Origin of the sequence: Cellvibrio japonicus Ueda107, from assembly GCF_000019225.1 — a bacterium.
Taxonomy (GTDB): domain Bacteria; phylum Pseudomonadota; class Gammaproteobacteria; order Pseudomonadales; family Cellvibrionaceae; genus Cellvibrio; species Cellvibrio japonicus.
In genome coordinates this window covers 706,523-727,175 of record NC_010995.1, presented here as the reverse complement: position 1 = coordinate 727,175, position 20,653 = coordinate 706,523, and the positions used below count along the sequence as shown (strand labels likewise).

General features: G+C 54.7%; 11 protein-coding genes and 1 tRNA gene. 5 read left to right on the top strand and 7 right to left on the bottom strand.

The genetic code is table 11. The features are described from left to right. The first annotated feature begins 9 nt into the window (after positions 1 to 9). A complete protein-coding gene (locus CJA_RS02880; RefSeq protein WP_148208790.1) occupies positions 10 to 11,052 on the top strand; it encodes a DUF4347 domain-containing protein in 11,043 nt (3,680 codons plus the stop codon). A gap of 78 nt (positions 11,053 to 11,130) precedes the next feature. On the opposite strand, the gene CJA_RS02875 is transcribed toward CJA_RS02880, so the two are convergent. The 4 genes from CJA_RS02875 to CJA_RS02865 all read right to left on the bottom strand — a co-directional run bounded on the left by CJA_RS02875 (position 11,131) and on the right by CJA_RS02865 (position 13,954). Next, positions 11,131 to 11,550 (bottom strand): PilZ domain-containing protein, encoded by a 420-nt coding sequence (locus CJA_RS02875; protein ID WP_012486267.1) that lies wholly within the window; start codon positions 11,548 to 11,550, stop codon positions 11,131 to 11,133. Positions 11,551 to 11,803: 253 nt separating this feature from the next. Continuing rightward, positions 11,804 to 13,666 carry an ABC transporter permease gene (locus CJA_RS02870; protein WP_012486266.1) on the bottom strand — a complete coding sequence of 621 codons (1,863 nt, stop codon included), beginning with the start codon at positions 13,664 to 13,666 and terminating at the stop codon, positions 11,804 to 11,806. After that, positions 13,659 to 13,826: a DUF418 domain-containing protein gene (locus CJA_RS19960; protein ID WP_392397694.1), complete on the bottom strand. Its 168-nt coding sequence runs from the start codon at positions 13,824 to 13,826 to the stop codon at positions 13,659 to 13,661. The genes CJA_RS02870 and CJA_RS19960 overlap by 8 nt, the downstream gene beginning before the upstream one ends. Before the next feature lie 52 nt (positions 13,827 to 13,878). After that, positions 13,879 to 13,954: transfer RNA gene (locus CJA_RS02865), tRNA-Phe, on the bottom strand. Positions 13,955 to 14,333: 379 nt separating this feature from the next. Here CJA_RS02865 and add point away from each other — a divergent pair. The 4 genes from add to CJA_RS19290 all read left to right on the top strand — a co-directional run bounded on the left by add (position 14,334) and on the right by CJA_RS19290 (position 17,508). After that, positions 14,334 to 15,347 (top strand): adenosine deaminase, encoded by a 1,014-nt coding sequence (gene add, locus CJA_RS02860; RefSeq protein WP_012486264.1) that lies wholly within the window; start codon positions 14,334 to 14,336, stop codon positions 15,345 to 15,347. A gap of 152 nt (positions 15,348 to 15,499) precedes the next feature. Beyond that, positions 15,500 to 16,543 carry a purine-nucleoside phosphorylase gene (locus tag CJA_RS02855; protein ID WP_012486263.1) on the top strand — a complete coding sequence of 348 codons (1,044 nt, stop codon included), beginning with the start codon at positions 15,500 to 15,502 and terminating at the stop codon, positions 16,541 to 16,543. A gap of 286 nt (positions 16,544 to 16,829) precedes the next feature. Beyond that, positions 16,830 to 17,249, top strand: a complete 420-nt coding sequence (locus tag CJA_RS02845; protein WP_012486261.1) for a cupin domain-containing protein — start codon at positions 16,830 to 16,832, stop codon at positions 17,247 to 17,249. A gap of 34 nt (positions 17,250 to 17,283) precedes the next feature. Beyond that, positions 17,284 to 17,508 carry a diguanylate cyclase domain-containing protein gene (locus CJA_RS19290; RefSeq protein ID WP_202944174.1) on the top strand — a complete coding sequence of 75 codons (225 nt, stop codon included), beginning with the start codon at positions 17,284 to 17,286 and terminating at the stop codon, positions 17,506 to 17,508. A 68-nt stretch (positions 17,509 to 17,576) separates the two neighbouring features. On the opposite strand, the gene CJA_RS02840 is transcribed toward CJA_RS19290, so the two are convergent. From CJA_RS02840 to CJA_RS02830, 3 genes are all read right to left on the bottom strand, one after another. Further along, a complete protein-coding gene (locus tag CJA_RS02840; protein WP_012486260.1) occupies positions 17,577 to 18,161 on the bottom strand; it encodes a phosphoribosyltransferase in 585 nt (194 codons plus the stop codon). Positions 18,162 to 18,182: 21 nt separating this feature from the next. After that, entirely contained in the window at positions 18,183 to 19,412 is a 1,230-nt protein-coding gene (locus tag CJA_RS02835) for an allantoate amidohydrolase (RefSeq protein ID WP_041550976.1), read from the bottom strand. A gap of 167 nt (positions 19,413 to 19,579) precedes the next feature. Continuing rightward, positions 19,580 to 20,647, bottom strand: coding sequence for an adenosine deaminase (locus CJA_RS02830; protein WP_012486258.1), 1,068 nt, complete (start codon positions 20,645 to 20,647; stop codon positions 19,580 to 19,582). Positions 20,648 to 20,653: the final 6 nt, after the last annotated feature.

The following is a 20,653-nucleotide window of genomic DNA, read 5'->3' as shown; positions in this document are numbered from 1 at the left end:
AAAATCATCATGGCTAACAAACTACTAACAGGCTTATCGTCACTGCTTTTGCCGCTTGGGTTTTATGGCATGCCTGCGCAATCGTCAATGGGATATCAACGTTCTTACCTGAGTGCGAGTATCAACAGATCCTCTGACATTACTGCTGTCAATATGGCAGCAACACGCATTTTGCACGAGGCTGCCACTGTTGTCACAGGCGAATTGGATATTATCAATGCATCGCCAGTAAAAGAACTGGTGATTATTGATGCAGCGGTGGCGGATAAACAGGTGTTTTACCGAGGAGTAAAACCAGGCATTGATATTGTTGAAATAGATTCTTCTGCGTCTGGTCTCTCTCAGTTAACGGCAATACTGGCGGATTATAAAAACCTGACTGCGCTGCATATTGTGTCGCATGCCGAAGATGGTGTGCTGCATCTGGGCAGCAGCCGTGTCGATGCGGCCATGTTAAAGCAAGAGGTAGAAACCTTTGCGGCACTGCAGGGTGCCTTGGTGGAGGGGGCAGATCTACTGCTTTACGGTTGCGATCTGGCCAGCAGTGAAAAAGGTGATGAACTGCTGGAGATTCTTCGCAACAATACCCATCTGGACGTTGCCGCATCCACCAATAAGACCGGTAATACAGAACAAGGTGGTGACTGGGAGCTGGAAATCCAGCGCGGTCATATCGAAACCGGGCTGGCATTCTCGGAAAAAAGCCTGCGCGATTTCTCGGCCGTGCTGGCACCAACAGCCTACAATAGCCTCAGTTTCTGCTGGGGGCCCGCTGCACCCGGCTACGGCGCAGGAGGCAATAGCGACATGTGTATCGGCCCGCTGACGTCGCAGGATGGCAGGATAGTGTTAACTGCGTCACCAGCGGCAGTGCTGTCTTCCGGCCCAAATTGGGGGGCGGGATATAGTCTGATTACTCAAAATGCGTCTGCAGGCCAGAACAGTGGTTGGATTGAGTTTTCGGCAGATGGCGCGAATCTCTCTGCATTTACGCTATCCAGTGTCACCCGTGGTTACACCATGTATGAGTCTTGTACCAGTGTTACGGTGACAGGTACGCGCCAGTCGGATGGCACTACGGTATCCGATACCCTGAGTGGGGCTGCAGTCGGCTATGGTAATGATGCTGTTCATACCCCCGTCAATCTGGCGGGTATTGCGCTGACATCAGTCCGGGTGTCATTCAATAGTTGCACCCAAAATATGGGCTTTTTTAATCTGCGCGGCTTCACCATTGAGCCTGCCGCGAGCAACGCAGCGCCAGTGAACACGGTGTTACCGTCTATCAGTGGCACGGCTACCGTGGGCAATGCGCTGTCCACCACCACCGGCACCTGGACCGATGCCGATGGCGACAGCCTCACCTACACCTACCAGTGGTACCGGGCCGATAACAACAGTGGCACCAATCTGGCGGCTATTGGCGGTGCAACCAGCGCCAGCTACACCCTGACTACCAGTGATGCTCATAAATACTTGCGCGTTGTGGTTACTGCCAACGATGGTAATGGGGGTACCACACCTGCCAACTCAACCTATACGCAGATCACCAACTCAGCACCGGTAAACAGTACGCCGCCAAGCATCAGTGGTACCGCTACTGTGGGTAATGCACTGTCCACCACCAATGGCACCTGGACTGATGCCGATGGCGACAGTCTCACCTATACCTACCAGTGGTACAGGGCCGATAACAGTGGCGGCACCAATCTGACCCTGATCGCTGGCGCCACCAGTGCCAGCTATACCCTCACCACCAGCGATGCCCATAAATACCTGCGCGTGGAAGTCACAGCCAACGATGGCAATGGCGGCACCCAGGCCGCCAACTCGGCTTATACACAGGTTACCAACTCAGCGCCGGTCAACAGTGTGGCACCGAGCATCAGCGGTACCGCTACCGTGGGCAATGCGCTGTCCACCACCGATGGCTCCTGGACCGATGCCGATGGCGACAGCCGCACCTACACCTACCAGTGGTACAGAGCCGATGATAATGGCGGCACCAATCTGACCCTGATCGCTGGCGCCACCACTGCCAGCTATACCCTCACCACCAGCGATGCCCATAAATACCTGCGCGTGGAAGTCACGGCCAACGATGGCAATGGCGGCACCCAGGCTGCCAACTCGGCTTATACACAGGTCACCAACTCAGCGCCGGTCAACAGTGTGGCACCGAGCATCAGCGGTACCGCTACCGTGGGCAATGCGCTGTCCACCACCGATGGCTCCTGGACCGATGCCGATGGCGACAGCCTCACCTACACCTACCAGTGGTACAGAGCCGATGATAATGGCGGCACCAATCTGACCCTGATCGCTGGCGCCACCAGTGCCAGCTATACCCTCACCACCAGCGATGCCCATAAATACCTGCGCGTGGAAGTCACGGCCAACGACGGCAATGGCGGCACCCAAGCCGCCAACTCGGCTTATACACAGGTCACCAACTCAGCGCCGGTCAACAGTGTGGCACCGAGCATCAGCGGTACCGCTACCGTGGGCAATGCGCTGTCCACCACCGATGGCTCCTGGACCGATGCCGATGGCGACAGCCTCACCTACACCTACCAGTGGTACAGAGCCGATGATAATGGCGGCACCAATCTGACCCTGATCGCTGGCGCCACCAGTGCCAGCTATACCCTCACCACCAGCGATGCCCATAAATACCTGCGCGTGGAAGTCACGGCCAACGACGGCAATGGCGGCACCCAAGCCGCCAACTCGGCTTATACACAGGTCACCAACTCAGCGCCGGTCAACAGTGTGGCACCGAGCATCAGCGGTACCGCTACCGTGGGCAATGCGCTGTCCACCACCGATGGCTCCTGGACCGATGCCGATGGCGACAGCCTCACCTACACCTACCAGTGGTACAGAGCCGATGACAACGGCGGCACCAATCTGACCCTGATCGCTGGCGCCACCAGTGCCAGCTATACCCTCACCACCAGCGATGCCCATAAATACCTGCGCGTGGAAGTCACAGCCAACGATGGCAATGGCGGCACTCAAACCGCAACCTCGATTTACACGGCGGTGGCCAACACAGCACCAACCGATATCACACTGAGCAACAGTAACGTTAACCAAAGCGGTGGTGCCGATGCGGAGGTAGGGGTGTTGGGCTCTGTTGACCCGGATGCAGATACCACCTTCACCTACAGCTTCGCCACTGGCGCTGGTGATACCGATAATGGCAGTTTTAATATCAGTGGTTCTTCATTGCGTGCCAATGATTCATCGACCTTGGCAGCGGGTACTTACAGTGTGCTTATTCGCACAACTGACAGTTTTGCTGGTGTTTTTGACAAGGCATTTACCATAACGATTGTTGATGACATCTCCCCCACCATCACTATCGGCAGCGATAAAGCCAGCCTGAAAGCCGGTGAAACCGCTACCCTGACCCTCACCCTCAGTGAAGCCAGCAGTGATTTTGCTGCAGGCGATGTCACCGTCACCGGTGGCACCCTGTCGGGCTTTAGCGGTAGCGGTACCAGCTATAGCGCAACCTTTACCCCCAGTGACAACAGCACCGCTACGGCGACCATTGATGTCAACGCTGCCACCTTCACCGACGCAGCAGGCAACGACAACACGGCAGCAACCCAACTGACCATGGCGGTCGATACCGAACTGCCCGATGCACCCTCTACACCGGTTTTGGATGCAGCTTCTGAATCGGGTAGCAGCAATACGGATAACATCACCAACAACACAACACCCACCATCACCGGTACCGCCGAAGCGGGCAGTACAGTGACTCTGTACGATACCGACGGCAGTACGGTTCTGGGTACAACAACCGCAACGGGCGGCAACTGGAGTATCACTACCAGCGCACTCAGTGAAGGCGACCACGACCTGACTGCCACCGCTACCGATGCGGCAGGCAATGTGTCTGTGGCCTCGGCGGCATTGACCATTACCATCGACACCACTGCGCATGCCAAACCGGCGGCACCAGTGTTGGCTACAGCGTCGGATACCGGCGAAAGTGACTCCGATGGCATCACCAGACTGACCGACCTGACCCTGCAAGGTGCTGTCGGCTCGGTGGAAGCCAATGCAATCGTTCATGCCCGCTCTGACGTGGAGGGCGGCCTTACCAATACCACCGCCAATGCCGATGGCAGCTGGAGCCTGGATATATCGGGCCTGGCGGAAAATACCCATCAACTGCAAATCAACGCGACCGATGTGGCGGGTAACACCAGCGTCTACTCCGACGCGCTGACGGTGGTCATTGATACCACGGCGCCTACCCTGGGCAGCGTGGCCTTCGACCAGGCGAACGTGACGACAGCCAACCAAACCGCCGTCAGCTTCAGCCTGAGCGGCGCCGAAACCGGCACCAAGGCCAGCTACAGCATTACCAGCAGCGGTGGCGGTACGGCAGTGACTGGCTCCGGGTTGGATGTTAGTACGGCAACCCAACAATTTACCGACATCGATACCAGCAGTTTGGCTGATGGAACCCTCACCGTTAGCCTGACGCTGAATGACCTGGCAGGAAACAGCGCTACACAAACGAATACGATCGCCAAAGACACAGGTGCTCCTGTCAACAATGTGCCAGGTGCACAAACCACGACAACCGTTGAGCCCATCGTATTTGAAGGCAGTAACTATATTGGTGTGAGCGACGCTGGCAGCCTGACAACCGTGGTATCCGTCGATAACGGTACGCTTACCGCCATTACCACAGGCGGCGCCGGTATCCTTGGCAATGGCACCGCCAGTATCACCCTGACCGGTACGGCATCGGATATCAATACGGCGCTGAACGGCCTGATTTACCAGCCTGGCAATGCCGGCAGTGCAACACTCACCATCGACTCTACCGATGCGGTCGGCAACAGTGACAGCGACACCATTGCTATCACGATTGGCAACTCCGTACTGCGTGTCACCTCCAACCTGGATACCGGCGACGATGCCAGTATTGGCGCCAGCTATGCAGCCGACCAGGCTGACGGTGATGGACTGAGTATCCGCGAGGCCCTGTACTGGGCGCGCGCTGAAGACACCATCACCTTTGATCTGGATAGCGCCACCGCCGGTAACCAGGGCGGCACTATCACCCTGGATGGCGGCCAACTGAACATTACCCGCAGCGGCCTTAAGATACAGGGGGACCTGGATGGTGACGGTCGTCCTGATGTCACCCTCTCTGCCAACAATGCCAGTCGGGTCATGTCTGTCGACACAGGGCTGAGCAATATTGAGCTCACTGGCCTGACCTTGCGCGATGGTAACGATGTCGCCGGTGCGGGTCTTGCTATCGGCTTTAACACCAGCCTGACCCTGCGCGATTCGGTCATTACCAACAACAATGAACCTGGCATCGGTGGTGGCGGTATCTACGGCAGCAATGTCATGCTGACCATCATTAACTCCACGATCAGCAACAACACCAGCGGCAGCTTTGGTGGAGGCATACGCATTGTCGGCGGCAGTACGCTGAACCTGATCAACAGTACCGTCAGTGGCAATACCTCCGATGACAATGGTGGCGGTATCCAATATGCCGGGCCCGGTCTCACGATGGTTAACACTACCGTCAGTGGTAATACCGCAAGGGGCACCAATTCAGACGGTGGCGGCCTGCAGGTCAGCTCCGGTACTGCCAACGTCTATAACTCCACCATCGCGGGCAACGCGGCAGGTCACGCCGGTGGCGGTGTCTCGGCTAACGGTACCGAGGCCTTCATCAACACCGTGGTTGCCGGTAATACCGCCGGTACCGGTGCGACCGCTGGCGCCAGTGGCTCCCCCCTGGCAACCGGTGGATCGGCTGACGATGTTAGCGGCACTATAGAGACTGGCATCAACAACTTCTTCGGTACCGCGGCGACAGTGACGGTTGATACCAACAACCTGAACAATCAAGGTACGGGCAGCCTGCTGCTGGGCGACCTTACCTACAACAATGGCGGCAACGCGCAAACCCACCTGCCGCAACCCGGCAGTGCCTTGCTGGATGCCGGCAGCAATGCCGACCTGCCCGTGGACACTTACGACCTGAATGGCAATAACGATACAGCCGAACCCTTACCGGTTGATGCCAATGGCAACAAGCGCATCAGCAACATTGTGGATATAGGTGCAGTAGAGTCCAATAACCCACCCGTGCTGGGCAATGTCAACGGCGGTGGTACCTATGTGGAAAATGGCAGTGCCATAGTGATCGACAGTGACATCACGGTGAGCGACACCGAACTCGACCTGCTCAACGGTGGCAATGGTGATTACGACGGTGCCGCCATTGTGATTGCCCGCAATGGCGGCGCCCTGGCTACTGATAGCCTTGGCTTCCACGATGGCAATGGCCTCAGCCTGGCAGGCGGCAACCTGCTGAAAAACGGTCAAAATATTGCCAGCTTTGATACTAGCACGGCAGGCCAGTTGACCATTATCTTCACCAATGCCAATGGTGAGACGCCGACCACCACGGACGTTAATCGGGTACTTCAGCAAGTCACCTACAGCTCTACCAGTGAAGACCCGGGCACCAGCGTCAGCCTTGACATCACGCTGGACGATGGCGCTGGTGGCAGTGTCACGGAAACGGCCAGCCTGACCATCACCGAAGTGAACGATGCGCCCTCTTTAACAGCGACAGGTGCCACACCCACCTTCACCGAGGGCGGTGCGGCAGTCAGCCTGTTCAGCGGAGCCACGGCGACGACGGTTGAAGCAGGCCAGAGCCTTATAGGCCTGACCTTGACTTTAACCAACCTGAGTAATGGCAGCGCGGAAATCCTGGGCCTTGATGGCTCGGATGTGGCACTGCTCCATGGTAATGCGCTGACAACCATAACCAATGCAGTGAACGTGACAGTATCGGTAACCGGCACAACGGCAAGTGTCACCCTGGCTAAACCGGCGGGTATTACCACAGCAGCACTCGCAACACTGGTTGATGGCATCACCTATCGCAATACCAGCAATAACCCGGGCACACAGAACCGCGTAGTGACCATTACGTCACTCCAGGATGACGGCGGCACGGCTAATGGTGGTGTGGATACCGCTACGCTTGCCATAGCCGCAACGGTGACGGTGGTATCCGTTAACGAAGCACCCGTGATCAGTGGTACCCCCGCTACCAGTGTGAACCAGGACGAGGCCTATAACTTTATCCCCAGCGCCAGCGATGCTGATGGCAATACACTGACGTTCAGCATTGCGAACCAACCCAGCTGGGCTGCATTTGATACCGCTACAGGAGCCCTGACCGGCACCCCGACCAATGCCGATGTAGGTACTACCAACGGTATCGTCATCAGCGTCAGTGACGGATTGGCCAGCGCCAGCCTGCCCGCCTTCAACCTGACCGTGATGAATGTGAACGATGCACCCACCATCAGCGGTACCCCCGCCACCAGCGTGAACCAGGGGGCGGCTTACAGCTTTACGCCGACGGCCAGCGATATCGATGTGGGTGATAGCCTCAGCTTCAGCATTGCCAACATGCCAAGCTGGGCCAGCTTCAATACCGCTACCGGTGAGTTGAGCGGCACACCAGGCAATGATGATGTCGGCACCACCAGCGGTATCGTCATCAGCGTCAGCGATGGCTCAGCCAGTGCCAGCCTGCCCGCCTTCAGCCTGACTGTGGTGAATGTGAACGATGCACCCACCATCAGCGGTACCCCCGCCACCAGCGTGAACCAGGGGGCGGCTTACAGCTTTACGCCGACGGCCAGTGATATTGATGTGGGCGATAGCCTCAGCTTCAGCATTGCCAACATGCCAAGCTGGGCCAGCTTCAATACCGCTACCGGTGAATTGAGTGGCACACCAGGCAATGATGATGTCGGCACCACCAGCGGTATTGTGATCAGCGTCAGCGATGGCTCAGCCAGTGCCAGCCTGCCAGCCTTCAGCCTGACTGTGGTGAATGTGAACGATGCACCGACCATCAGCGGTACCCCCGCCACCAGCGTGAACCAGGGGGCGGCTTACAGCTTTACGCCGACGGCCAGTGATATCGATGTGGGTGATAGCCTCAGCTTCAGCATTGCCAACATGCCAAGCTGGGCCAGCTTCAATACCGCTACCGGTGAATTGAGCGGCACACCAGGCAATGATGATGTCGGCACCACCAGCGGTATTGTGATCAGTGTGAGCGATGGTGACGACAGTGCCAGCTTGCCTGCCTTCAACCTGACCGTGGTGAATGTGAACGATGTACCGACCATTAGCGGTACACCGGCCACCAGTGTGGGCCAAGATGCTGCCTATAGCTTTATCCCGACGGCCAGCGATGCGGATGGCGATACCCTGACCTTCAGCATTGTGAACAAACCCTCTTGGGCCAGCTTCAACAACGCGACCGGTGAGTTGAGCGGTACACCAACTAATGCCGATGTGGGTACCACCAACGGTATTGTGATCAGCGTGAGCGATGGTGATGAAAGTGCCAGCTTGCCCGCCTTCAACCTGACCGTGGTGAATGTGAACGATGCACCAACCATCAGTGGTACACCAGGCACCAGCGTGAACCAGGATACGGTTTACAGCTTTAGCCCAACCGCCAGTGATATTGATGTGGGCGATACCCTGACCTTCAGCATTGCCAACAAGCCAGGCTGGGCCAGCTTCAACACCACAACCGGTGAATTGAGCGGCACTCCCACCGGGGCTGATGTAGGAACAACGATCGGTATTGTGATCAGTGTGTCTGATGGTGCCCTGAGTGCCAGCCTGGCCGCCTTCAACCTGGAAGTGGTGCAAGTGGTTGATCCAACCCAGCCCGTCCTGACTGCACCAGCGGATATTCAAGTGAACGCTACCGCGCTCTACACCCCGATCAGCTTGCGTCAACTGTTGAGCCTGCAAGCCGGAGCCAGCGACGAAACCGTTGCCCAGGCCCTGGCGGCCCTGGCCAGTGATGGTGTCAACGGCAACAGCTGCTGCACCACCCATCCGCAGGGCCTGAACGCCAACAATGTGTTGCTGTTGTCGCCAGGTCGCCATGAGTTGACCTGGACCACCAGCAACTCACAGGGCAAAACAGCTACTGCTACGCAAGTGATTAACCTGCATCCGCTGGTATCCCTGAGCAAATCGCAAGTAGCTATTCGCGACAGCCAGGTGGAATTCCGTGTGATCCTCAACGGCAATGCCCCCAGCTATCCGTTTGAAGTGCCCTATGTGATCGATACCAGCAACAGTACCGCGACGGGCGATGAACACGACCTGGTGGACGGCAGCGTGGTCTTCACCCAGAAAGGCCAGACCCAAATCAGTGTTCCGGTCACGATCCATGCCTTGAGTGGCCTGGGTGATCGCCAGCTGGTGGTAGGCCTGGGTAGCGGTATCAACCAGGGTGCAGCTAACCGCCATGTGATCAGCATTCGCGAAGGTAATGTCGCGCCAACGGTACAACTGAAAATTACCCAAGGGGGCGCCAGCACCACGATTGTCACCCCCAGCGGTGGTCCTGTGACCGTCACGGCGGTGGTGACCGATCCCAACCCGAACGACACTCACAGCTTCGACTGGTCAGCGACCCGCGGCCTGCCGGATACCGATGGCAACCCGGTAGATGCTGCCCGTGTGTTTGACCCCGCCGGACTGAGCGGCAGCCACAGTGTGGTTGTTACCGTGACGGACTCCGGTGGTGCCAGCACCCAGGCGCAGACCTACTTCCGTATCCTGCCCAACCTGCCAATCCTGAGCGAGGACGTGGATACCGATGGCGATGGCATTAGTGATCTGGACGAAGGTGCCGGTGACGATAATGGCAATGGCATCCCCAACTACCTGGACAACATGCCGGATACCAACGTACTGCCGCAGGTCGGCCTGATTACCAACGCCTACCTGATCGAATGTGATCCGGGTGTGCGCTGTGGCCTGGGGCTCTATGCGATGGGCGGAGGCTCTGGTGGCGTTCAAATCCTGGATAACGAGCTGGGCACTATTGATAATCTGATTGTTGATAGTCGTTACACACCCGTCGGGGGCATCTTCGACTTTGTTATCCAAGATCTGCCCACACCGGGCCAGAGTGTGCGTGTGGTAATTCCACAACAAGCAGCCATCCCGGCCAATGCGGTGTATCGCAAATTCCAGGATGGCAGTTGGAACAACTTTGTCGCCAACGCCAACAATGCTGTTTACTCAGCACCCGGGAATCCTGGCTACTGTCCGCCACCCGGTACAGATGACTGGCAAGTCGGTCTGGTTGCCGGTTACTACTGTGTGCAGTTGAACATTGAAGACGGTGGCCCCAACGATGCGGACGGATTGGTAAACAGCGCTGTTGTCGACCCGGGTGCAGTCAGTGTGGAAATCGTAATACCCGAGCCACCTGCCCCGATTGATATCAAATCATCCAGCGGTGGCGGCGCCATGCATACTCTGTGGATCTTGTTACTGGGAGTTCTGTTAATGACGAGAAAAGTGAGCACAAAAACCCTGGTGGTCCTGGCCTTGTTAGTATCGGCCATGACATCCCAGGCGGCACAGGACAAGCCTTTCTATGTACGTGCAGATATTTACGATGTAAACAGCACAGTGACCAAACAGGATTTTCGTCAGGCGCTGGAAGACGCGGGTTATGAGGTCACTCTCAATCGCTACGACACCGATCGCACCGGCTACCAGATCTCCGTCGGCTATCAATGGGACCAGCACTGGTTTTCGGAAGCAGGCTATCTGGATCTGAACAAGGTAAGGGTTAACCTTACCCTGGCGGGCGATACCAACCTCGATGAGTTCACGCGCGACTTTGCTGCAAAATACCCGATCAGTGCCCAGGGGTTCACCCTGGTACAGGGTTTAAAAGTGAACCTGATCGGTAGTATTAACCTGCTGGGTGAAATCGGTATCTACCTCTGGCAAAGCGATATTGATGTACGCAATAACGTACTCAGTATCGATGAGGACGAGGGTGCAGATCCCCTGGTTGGCGTGCGCCTTGAAGTACCTATTGGAGACTCACTGGGCATTGGCGTTGGTATACGCCGGATTTATTTCGATCAGCAACAGGCAGATTTGTTTTCCGTATCCGGCACCTTCCGGTTCTAACGGATAATCACGCCCCCCCTAAAACGCCCGGACTTCCGGGCGTTTTTATTTCTACGCCCGCTACTGCAGGTATTGTTATTAGTGTGTCATAGCGCGCTGATCAAATTTCCCTGCATATTTCTCAATCCATTCCTGCGCGGCGGCTTCACTGCTCAACTGGCGCCCCTTAAGTGCCAATCGCTGGCGATAATCTTCAATACAACAAACCTGCTCTACCATACGCACGCGAAAATATTCATCATCACTGGTAAAGCGAACCCCCACTTCGTACCCTTTGGGCTTGTGGTCACGTCGCCACACCACAACACCTTTTCCCTGGTATTCGGGGCGAACATGTGGGATCCAGAAATCAACCTTATCTCCCACCTTGACGGGCTCGTCTGTTAAAAAACAGACACCTCCTGCGCTTAGATTACGCACATTCACACACATTGAATCGCAGGGGGAAGTGCTAAGTTGAATGGGGATAGATGTGGGGTGTCGGATAAAACTACGCATAGGTGCTTCCTCTCTCGGCGAACATACAACACCGAAACTCCTGTTGGTGCCAGCGCGATGATTGGCTCCAGGGTAGATCAGTTGCCGATATCAGTATAGGTAAGCATACCTGTCAGCTATCGATTAAATGGCAATAAAAAAACCGTGCACAAATAAAAAAAACACACGATGATGGCCTCAGGAAAGTATTTTATAAAGGCTGAAAATACAAAACGGCACCAAAGTGCCGTTTTGTATAAGCCCTTGCTGCCGATTATTTGCGCAAGATAAAAGTATCCTTGATCTCCCAATCGGCTTTTACACAGTGGTCGGCTTCAACCCACAGCGGATAATCAGCAGCCGGATTTTTTACCCAAAAGCTCGGGACATGGTTGGTTCCCCACAGGTATCCATGCAGATTTCCTTCGCGATCAATACGAAAACGCAAAAAGCTTTTATAGCCTTCATGTCCCAGGTGCGAAAAAGCATTGTTGGGTAAGTATCCACGGGCTGAGCATATCCAAAAATAAATGCCGGTAATCAACCCGCCAATCACTATGCCCAATAGGGCTGCGCCCACCCAGGCGAAAATAAGCCCACACATATTCCAGCTGGATATGCATAATCCAGAAGCAATGGCTTCAGCGATCCCCAGGACTAAGGCGCCCACAAACGCCCCCAGGATTTTAAAACCCATGCCTCCCTCACCACTAATACCCGCGTATATGGCCAATAATAAAATGCCGGGAATCCAGCTACTGGTTACAACCGCAAACGCAAATATCACTCCCAACAATACCGCAAATAAGATGTTGCCCTGGCAAATGGAAAGCCGCAGATATTTCCAAAAATCCTCGCGCTTATCGCGCAGTTGACTACACAAACTCTCCGCCGGTTTAAAGAAGGAAAATACACTTCGCCATAACAGCGACTTACTTTGTGCTGCCGTTGGATATAGCTCATGGCGATCATAAACCTTGGCAACCTCTGCATCGCCTTTGCTATCCACCCCCAGGCGAATCCTGGACTTGAGGTCATCACTCATCGCAAAGGGCTCTTCCCTGTGACAGCGCACTTTATCGGCTTTGGTATTGTTGGTATGGGTAGGATGCAGAAACGCGCCGCCACCACCGGCAGTGATCAACATGTCATCAGCACCCGACTGGCCTGCGGAAGAAAATTCGCGCGCGTAATGGTGGATATCCCCCGCAATGCGCAGGCGAATCTTGCCGTTTTTATCGCGGATAAACGCTTCCAGGCGCTGATAGCGCTTGGGGTAACCCTCGCGCGCGTGGTCGCCCAAATCGCGCGTCCAATAGGGCTCCGGATAGAGCAGGATAATATTATCTTCCGGCGTAATCTGTGGCTCGCAACCAGGAGAACCGTTAAATAAATTCCGGAATGCGATGTGCTGTTTACGATCAATATCGCCTACCAGGGCAAAATCCAATCCCAGTATCACCCAGTTGTTCGGCAAGCGTGCGGCGAAATAACTTTGCTTCTGCAATTTGCGGGTTGACAGTGGTGTGACCTCTACCTGGGTTTCAGCGGATTTTATGGAAAACCCTTGCTCCGGCTCTTTTTCCCGCCGATCCACAAAATACAAGTTAAAGGAAGAAATGTTGTCAAACCAATCATGGTTTTGCGGTATGGCCAGGGAGGGCCGCAACTGGGCCGCCGCCTCCTGCGCCGGGCGCTCCTGCTGTCCCGAGGCCGTCCACATTTCGGCGAGGCGGTATTGGTACTCTTCAACACTGGCTCCCGGGTAGGCCAAATCCCCGCCCAACACCAACAGCTCGCCCATCGGCAGGGTATCGGGAATATCACCCACCAACCCCTCGCGCACCTTTTTGTTTAACAGGGGAATTTGCATTTGGCGGGCTACGGCATAGGCTGCATTGCCGCCATCGCCGGTATCTGAAACAAAATCCCACCAGAAATCGTCATCGCGTTCAGTTTCTGCTACCTGGATCAACTCCAGTGTCGACGAATACATTTCACGTCGATCAAGATTGCGGATTTGATCATCCGTAGCCAGCATTTCGCGCAGCGAACGCAGTAATACCCAGGGGTTATACCAGGCAACAGGCCAGCGTCGGTGGGGCGGCTGGTTTTTGCCAAACACATAATCAGACATTTTCGACTCCTTGACTCACACGGTTATTAGAAAGTGCCGGTACCTTTATACACCCGGCGACAACGCACCAAACGACGCGCTCAAGCGGGCAAACCACCCAAAGGCCATAACCATAAAACAATAGCGTACAAAACAGCGTCTGCGAGAGATAAATGCACAAATCCAATAGCAAAAAACCCGAAGCTCGTAAGAACTTCGGGTTTCATAATAGATGGTGCCCAGAGGCGGAATCGAACCACCGACACGAGGATTTTCAATCCACTGCTCTACCGACTGAGCTATCTGGGCGTGTCGTCGCAGGCTGGCTGCGAGAGGCGCGTATTAAACCCGCTTGGCTGGTGTGAGTCAAGCCTGGCCGGTAAAAAAAGTTCTTTATTTATCAATGGTTAATTTATATCCAGGGCTCAGTATACGAAGAGGATTACAGGTACCTCTCAACGGGGGTTATACCGCCCCGCAAGCCTGTGGAAACCGGTTGGCATCATCAAGGTCTCCATGCTCCCGAATTGGGCTTTTTCTCGGTTGACTGACTATTCTTGTGCACACCTGGTGGCCAATTTGGCCAGGTTTTTTAATTTTCTGCCCAAACGGTCAGGAAAATAAAGATTGGGAACAATTCTTGCTGTTGGGGTCATGCAACCTTTTATCCACCATCCCAGGAGCCCCCATGCAAGCCTTTATCGAACAGATGCCAAAAGCCGAATTGCACGTTCACCTGGAAGGAACCCTGGAACCCGAACTGAGCTTTGCCCTGGCAAAGAAAAATAATGTCCCGCTGGATTACCAAACACCGGAAGAGTTGATAGCTGCCTACAATTTTTACGACCTGCCCTCGTTTCTAACGATTTATTACGCCGCAATGAAAGTCCTGTGTGAAGAGGAAGATTTTTACCAGTTGACCTGGGATTACCTGAGCAAGGCGCGCAGCCAGGAAACACTTTACTGTGAATTGTTTTTTGATCCCCAGGCCCACACCAGCCGGGGCATTGCCTTTGATACCGTTATTCGCGGTATTCACCGCGCGCAAATCGATGCCGAAGAAAAGCTGGGCATTAAAAGTCAATTGATTATGTGTTTCCTGCGCGATATGAGCGCTGAATCCGCCATGGAGCATTTACTGATGGCAGAGCCTTACCGCCATTGGCTAATTGGTGTGGGGTTGGATTCTGATGAAAAACATAATCCACCGGTTAAATTTGCCGAAGTATTTCGCAAAGCGCGCGATATGGGTTTGAAATTGACCATGCATTGCGATGTCAACCAACTCAACACCTTAGTCCATATCAGCCAATGCCTGGATGACATCCAGGTAGATCGCATTGATCACGGGATTAACTCATTGGAGAGCGATACCCTGTGCGAAGCTATTAAGGCACGCGGGCTGGGTTTGACGATTTGTCCTGTCTCCAATCGTTTTGTTGTGCAATCGCTCACATCGAACGAAATTCGCCAGATGCTGGAAAAAGGCATGCTGGCCACGATCAATTCCGATGATCCCGCCTATTTTCGTGCCTATCTGAATGAAAACCTGATTGAGCTGCAGCGCGAGGGTAACTTCAACACAGAGGAAATTACCACACTGGTCGGCAATGCCTTCCGGGTGTCCTGGTTGCCCGAGCCGGAGAAACAAGTTTATCTGGACAAACTTACCCAGTACGTTACCCACTTCCAGACTCATTAATTGCACGGCTTACAGGAAATTGGTTTTGCACTTGGTCAAATACCTCTGATTGCCTATACCGTATTTTTCTTTGCATTTATTTATCCATCCAAATGGTCAATTTTTTCATTAACGAAAGAGAGTTTTCCATTGAGTCCCTGTGAGGTAGTTTCATGTTGAATTTAATTGGCAGCGCCCTGCTAGTCCTGGCCAGTCTGGTGGTCGCCCTTAATGCACAGGCCGCCATACCGGTCAAAGTAGTCGTGGTCAGTATGTTTGAGCACGGCGAGGTGCGCGGCGATCAACCCGGTGAATACCAATTGTGGATCGAGCGGCAAAAGCTCGATAACACCTTCCCATTTCCACTGGGCCTCTATGACCTGCATATGAATGACACCGGCCTGCTCGCCATTTGCACCGGCGGCGGTGTGACCAATGCCACGGCGTCGATTATGGCACTGGGTATGGACCCACGTTTTGACCTGTCCAAAGCCTATTGGATTATCGCCGGCATCGGCGGTGGTGATCCGCTCGATGTCTCGCTGGGCACAGGTGTGTGGGCTAAACATGTTGTAGACGGCGATTTGCTGTATGAAATTGATGGCCGTGAAATTCCCAAAGACTGGCAATACGGTTTGATTCCCCTGGGTGCCAAAAAGCCTAACCAGGAATCCACCGGCTGGACCGTCGATACCATTCATTACGCACTCAATCCCGGCCTGGTGAACTGGGCGTACCAGCTAACCAAAGATCACCCTGTTGCCGATACCCCGGCCATGAAAGCCTTCCGTGAACAATACACCGGCTATCCCCAGGCCCTGCGCCCGCCCTTCGTCACCATTGGCGATACCATTGGCTCCAGCACCTACTGGCACGGTTGGAAATTAAATGAATGGGCTAACGATTGGATGCACCTGCACGCCGGTAAAGACAGCAACTTTATGACAACCAATATGGAAGATAACGGCACCCTGACCGCATTACATCGTATGGCCAAGCTGGGACGGGTGGATACCCAGCGCATCCTGGTGCTGCGCACGGTGAGCAACTTCAGCGCACCGCCACCGGGTAAAACAGCTGCCTGGAGTACCACAGCCCCCTATCCCGATAAAGGCCTGCCCGCCATCGAAGCGGCCTATGCCCTGGGTAATCGGGTCGCACAAGCGTTGATTAACGATTGGAAAGCCTACGAAAAAACCATTCCCTCCGCAAAATAATGTCCCATCCTGCACCCGGCATCTTGTGCTGTCCGGGTGCCATTTTTAATGGAAAACCCCGTGCGCACCTGGATGCCAAAACCACCGGTACACTCAAAAAAGACCAAGGCTACCCCTTGATAAAAGTTTGTCGCAAAACTGAACCGGCGCAGATTTTTAAAGAGTTTCACGAAACACGTAATCGCTAATCACTTGCCAAAAACCCGGATGTTTCTGTATAGGTAGTCAGGAGGAGAATCCCATATCACCTCTCGATAGGCTAAATAACACCAATGAGCTGCCCACTATGACAGACACTACCCGCAAAACCATTGTCCTTCGCCCCGGAGACGGCCGTCACTACCAAATGGGTAATATGTCGGCAACCTTCAAGGCCGATGAGGGAGAAACAGCGAGCCAATACTCCATTTCAGAGTGGTGGCTGGAAGCGAATACCCAAGGCCCCGGAATCCACGCTCACCCGGAAGATGATGTCTTTTATGTACTTGAAGGCACGATGAGTTTCTTCGTGGACGGCACATGGGTGGACTGCCCCAGGGGAGCATTTGTCCTGGTGCCGGGAGGTACCCCCCATGACTTCCAGAACCGCACCGGCAGCCGTGCCGGAGCACTGAATATTTCGGCCCCGGGAGGCTTCGAACAAAATATGGATATGATTGTGGACTGGTTTGCCAAAAATCCACCAGGCCCTGTGGTTAGCGAATAAGAAAATACGCCAGCCTCACGGGAGGCGCCAATCGGTGCATGTTCGACTCGGCTGCCACTGTGGCAGAGCGCTGTCGCAAAGCAATTTTCAAATTCCCCACGCCCAATCCCAAGTTGGTCAGCTACTGAGTATCAGTCTTGGTGTCAGCAGTGTGACACCCGGTACCAAGAACCAATTACTGGACTTTATCCATATGGTGGACAGACGTCTCTACCTGTCCAAGCGGAGTGGGCGTAATTATATTATCGCCCAGGGCTAACGCCCTTCGTATTCGTTAACAAGCACAGACTTCCATTAACAGCTATCACCTATACCATTAACGAACACTTATGGCTTACCAAACTGCCCCGTATCCGTAGCGCGCGCAATAGTGTCAGCGATCTCACTCCCCTTGCCTTGTAATATTTCCTGGGGGGTTAATCCGCACAGCTCATGGGGAAATACCAGCCAGCGGTCGGTGGCGTGTACATAGAAGTCGGGCTTGATGTCGGTGACATTGCGTGTGGGTTTGTACCAGGGACAGGCCACCTTGATGGTGTTGGGCGTGTTGCGGCGCGATTTGCGTTTGATTTCGTCGATGATGGCTTTGATAGAGCGCCCCGAGTCAAACACATCGTCCACAATCAAAAGTTCCTGATCGGCGTCCACGTTTTTGACGATATAGTCCAGGCCGTGCACACGGATATCCTTGCTTTGTTTGTCGATGCCGTAATAGGACGAGGTGCGGATGGCGATATGGTCGGTGGTGACACCGACGTATTCGAGATATTCCTGTACCGCAATCCCGACCGGGGAGCCACCACGCCATACACCGACAATAAAGTGCGGACGAAAACCGCGTTGATAGATCTGCTCGGCAAGGCGAAAAGAGTCAAGCAGCAAGTCATTGGCAGTAATAAACAGCTTATCCATGAGAAGGTCCCGTAGCGATCATTATTGTGCGAGGTTGAGCAGGGTTAAAGAGAGTGCCTGTATGGCGAGTGCAACATCCTCAACCTTAACGGATTCATCGGGATGATGACTGACACCGCCTTTGCAGCGCACAAAGTACATGGCGACATCACAAATGGCTGCCATGGCCATGGCATCGTGACCGGCACCGCTCATCAACCGATAGGCCGGCAAGTGCATTTGTGTGAGTACATCGGCTTGCAATATTTGCAGCCAGTCGGCACAGGCAATGGCTGAAGCGTTGTGGATTTCGGTCCAGTTGGTCTTGAGATTTCGTCGAGCGCAGCATTCGGCAAATGCCTGTTGGATTTTTTCCAATGCCTGGTCGCGCAAGGTATCACTGCCCGAGCGAATATCAATGGTGAAACGCACGCGACCGGGAATTACATTGACGGCGCCGGGGACACATTCAAGCTGGCCAACGGTTGCCACAACAGCGGACTCTTTGGCAATTTTTTCAACCAGCACTATGCCTTCTGCTGCACCGGCCAGGGCATCCCGGCGCAGGTCCATGGGCACAGTGCCGGCATGGCCGGCATATCCCTGTACCTCAATCGAAAAACGGCGGGCACCGGCAATCGCCGTGACTATGCCAAGCGCGAGGTTTTCCTGCTCCAGTACGGGGCCTTGTTCGATGTGCACCTCCAGGTAGGCGAGGATGTCTTGTGAACGGCGTGCGGCGTGATGGATGGCTTCCGGTGACAAACCAAATGCCGTAAACGCCTGGTGCAGGCTGACACTGTTTTTATCACTGAGCGTCCACCAAGCCTCGCTCCAGGTGCCAGCCAGTGCGCGACTGCCAAGCAGGGTGCTGCCGAAACGGGTACCTTCCTCGTCGCCAAACCCAATCACGTCGATAGCAAATGGCAGCCGTTTTTGTTGCTGGTGCAGTTGTGCTACTACAGCAATACTCACCATGACACCGAGTATGCCGTCGTAGGCGCCGGCGTTGGGAATAGTATCCAGGTGCGATGCGAGCAGGAGTGTCTTGGCCTGCGCGGTGCTGGCTTCATAGCGGCCGCACAGATTGCCGGCCGCGTCGATCCAGGTGGACATTCCAGCGGCTTGCATCCATTCAGCAACCAAAGTGTTGCAGCGTTTGTGTTCGGGCGTGAGATAAAAACGGCTGATGTTGTCGGGTGATGCACTGATAGTGGCGAGTTGGTCGCACCAGTTCATGACTTTATGGGCAATCGATAAATCAGCATTCATTCCGGAAATATCTCCCATCGGTATGAACAATAACTCTGGTAGCGGATATTGCCGTGCAGGCCCTGAGACACGCCGTGAACCCATCCATGGGGCTCCTCGTCGACATCCTTGTCTCCGAGGGTCTCAGGGCCTGCACGGCAATATCCTTCGCATCAAGAAAATGACAGTTAATGAAACTGTTGGGCAAAACGGTGCAACTGTTCAATGTGCCTGTGCTTTTCCTCATCGCTGATAAAACTGGCGGTGAAGCTGTTGTGGGCCAGTTGCAAAGCCTGCCGGCGCGTCAGGCCAAAGGCATCGGCCAGTGCAAAGAAATTGTCATTGAGGTAGCCGCCAAAATAGGTCGGATCATCGGAGTTCACCATCACACGCAAACCGGCATCCATCAGTTGGATAAGGTTGTGCTCCTCCATTCGCTCGAATACACACAGGCGTATATTGGAAAGCGGGCACACGGTTAAGGGAATTTGGGTATCGCGCAGGTATTGCATGAGCTGGGGGTCTTCGTCGGCGCGCACACCGTGGTCGATGCGTTCAACCTGCAATTCATGAATCGCCTCCCAAATATATGCCGGTGGCCCCTCCTCACCGGCGTGGGCCACAATGCGGTAACCCTCGGCGCGGGCGCGGGCAAATACCGCGGTAAATTTGCCCGGTGGATGACCGACTTCCGAGCTGTCCAGTCCCACCGCTTTGATCTGTGCTTTCCAGGGCAGGGATTGCTCCAGGGCTTTCATGGCGCTGGCCGCGCTCAGGTGACGGAGGAAGTCCATGGTCAAGGCCGAGCTGATACCCCAGTCGCGCTGGGCATCGGCCATGGCGCGCAAGATGCCACCGATAACCGTGGCAAATGGAATACCGCGCTCGGTGTGGGTTTGCGGATCAAACGACAGTTCGGTATGGCGAATATTGTCCGCGTGGCAGTGCGTGAAATAATCGCGCGTTACATCGTAAAAATCCTGTTCGTGTTTGAGCACCGAGGCGCCCAGGTAGAGCAAGTCGAGGAAACTTTGCAAATGGGTAAATTGGTAGGCGGCTTCGATGTCCGCTATGGATTGGTAAGGCAGGCTCACCTGGTTGCGCTGCGCCAGCTCGAACATCATGGCCGGCGATAGCGCGCCGTCGATATGCATGTGTAATTCGGCCTTGGGCATAGCCGCCAGGAATTCGCGGCTGGCGGGCAAATCGAGCAGGGGAATCGCGGAAAAATCGCTGGCTATTACAGAGGGAATCATCGATGG

Coding starts and splice junctions, on each gene's coding strand:
- CJA_RS02880 (WP_148208790.1), top strand. CDS start 10: ATGGCTAACAAACTACTAACAGGCTTATCGTCACTGCTTTTGCCGCTT.
- CJA_RS02875 (WP_012486267.1), bottom strand. CDS start 11,550: ATGCGTAGTTTTATCCGACACCCCACATCTATCCCCATTCAACTTAGC.
- CJA_RS02870 (WP_012486266.1), bottom strand. CDS start 13,666: ATGTCTGATTATGTGTTTGGCAAAAACCAGCCGCCCCACCGACGCTGG.
- add (WP_012486264.1), top strand. CDS start 14,334: ATGCAAGCCTTTATCGAACAGATGCCAAAAGCCGAATTGCACGTTCAC.
- CJA_RS02855 (WP_012486263.1), top strand. CDS start 15,500: ATGTTGAATTTAATTGGCAGCGCCCTGCTAGTCCTGGCCAGTCTGGTG.
- CJA_RS02845 (WP_012486261.1), top strand. CDS start 16,830: ATGACAGACACTACCCGCAAAACCATTGTCCTTCGCCCCGGAGACGGC.
- CJA_RS02840 (WP_012486260.1), bottom strand. CDS start 18,161: ATGGATAAGCTGTTTATTACTGCCAATGACTTGCTGCTTGACTCTTTT.
- CJA_RS02835 (WP_041550976.1), bottom strand. CDS start 19,412: ATGAATGCTGATTTATCGATTGCCCATAAAGTCATGAACTGGTGCGAC.
- CJA_RS02830 (WP_012486258.1), bottom strand. CDS start 20,647: ATGATTCCCTCTGTAATAGCCAGCGATTTTTCCGCGATTCCCCTGCTC.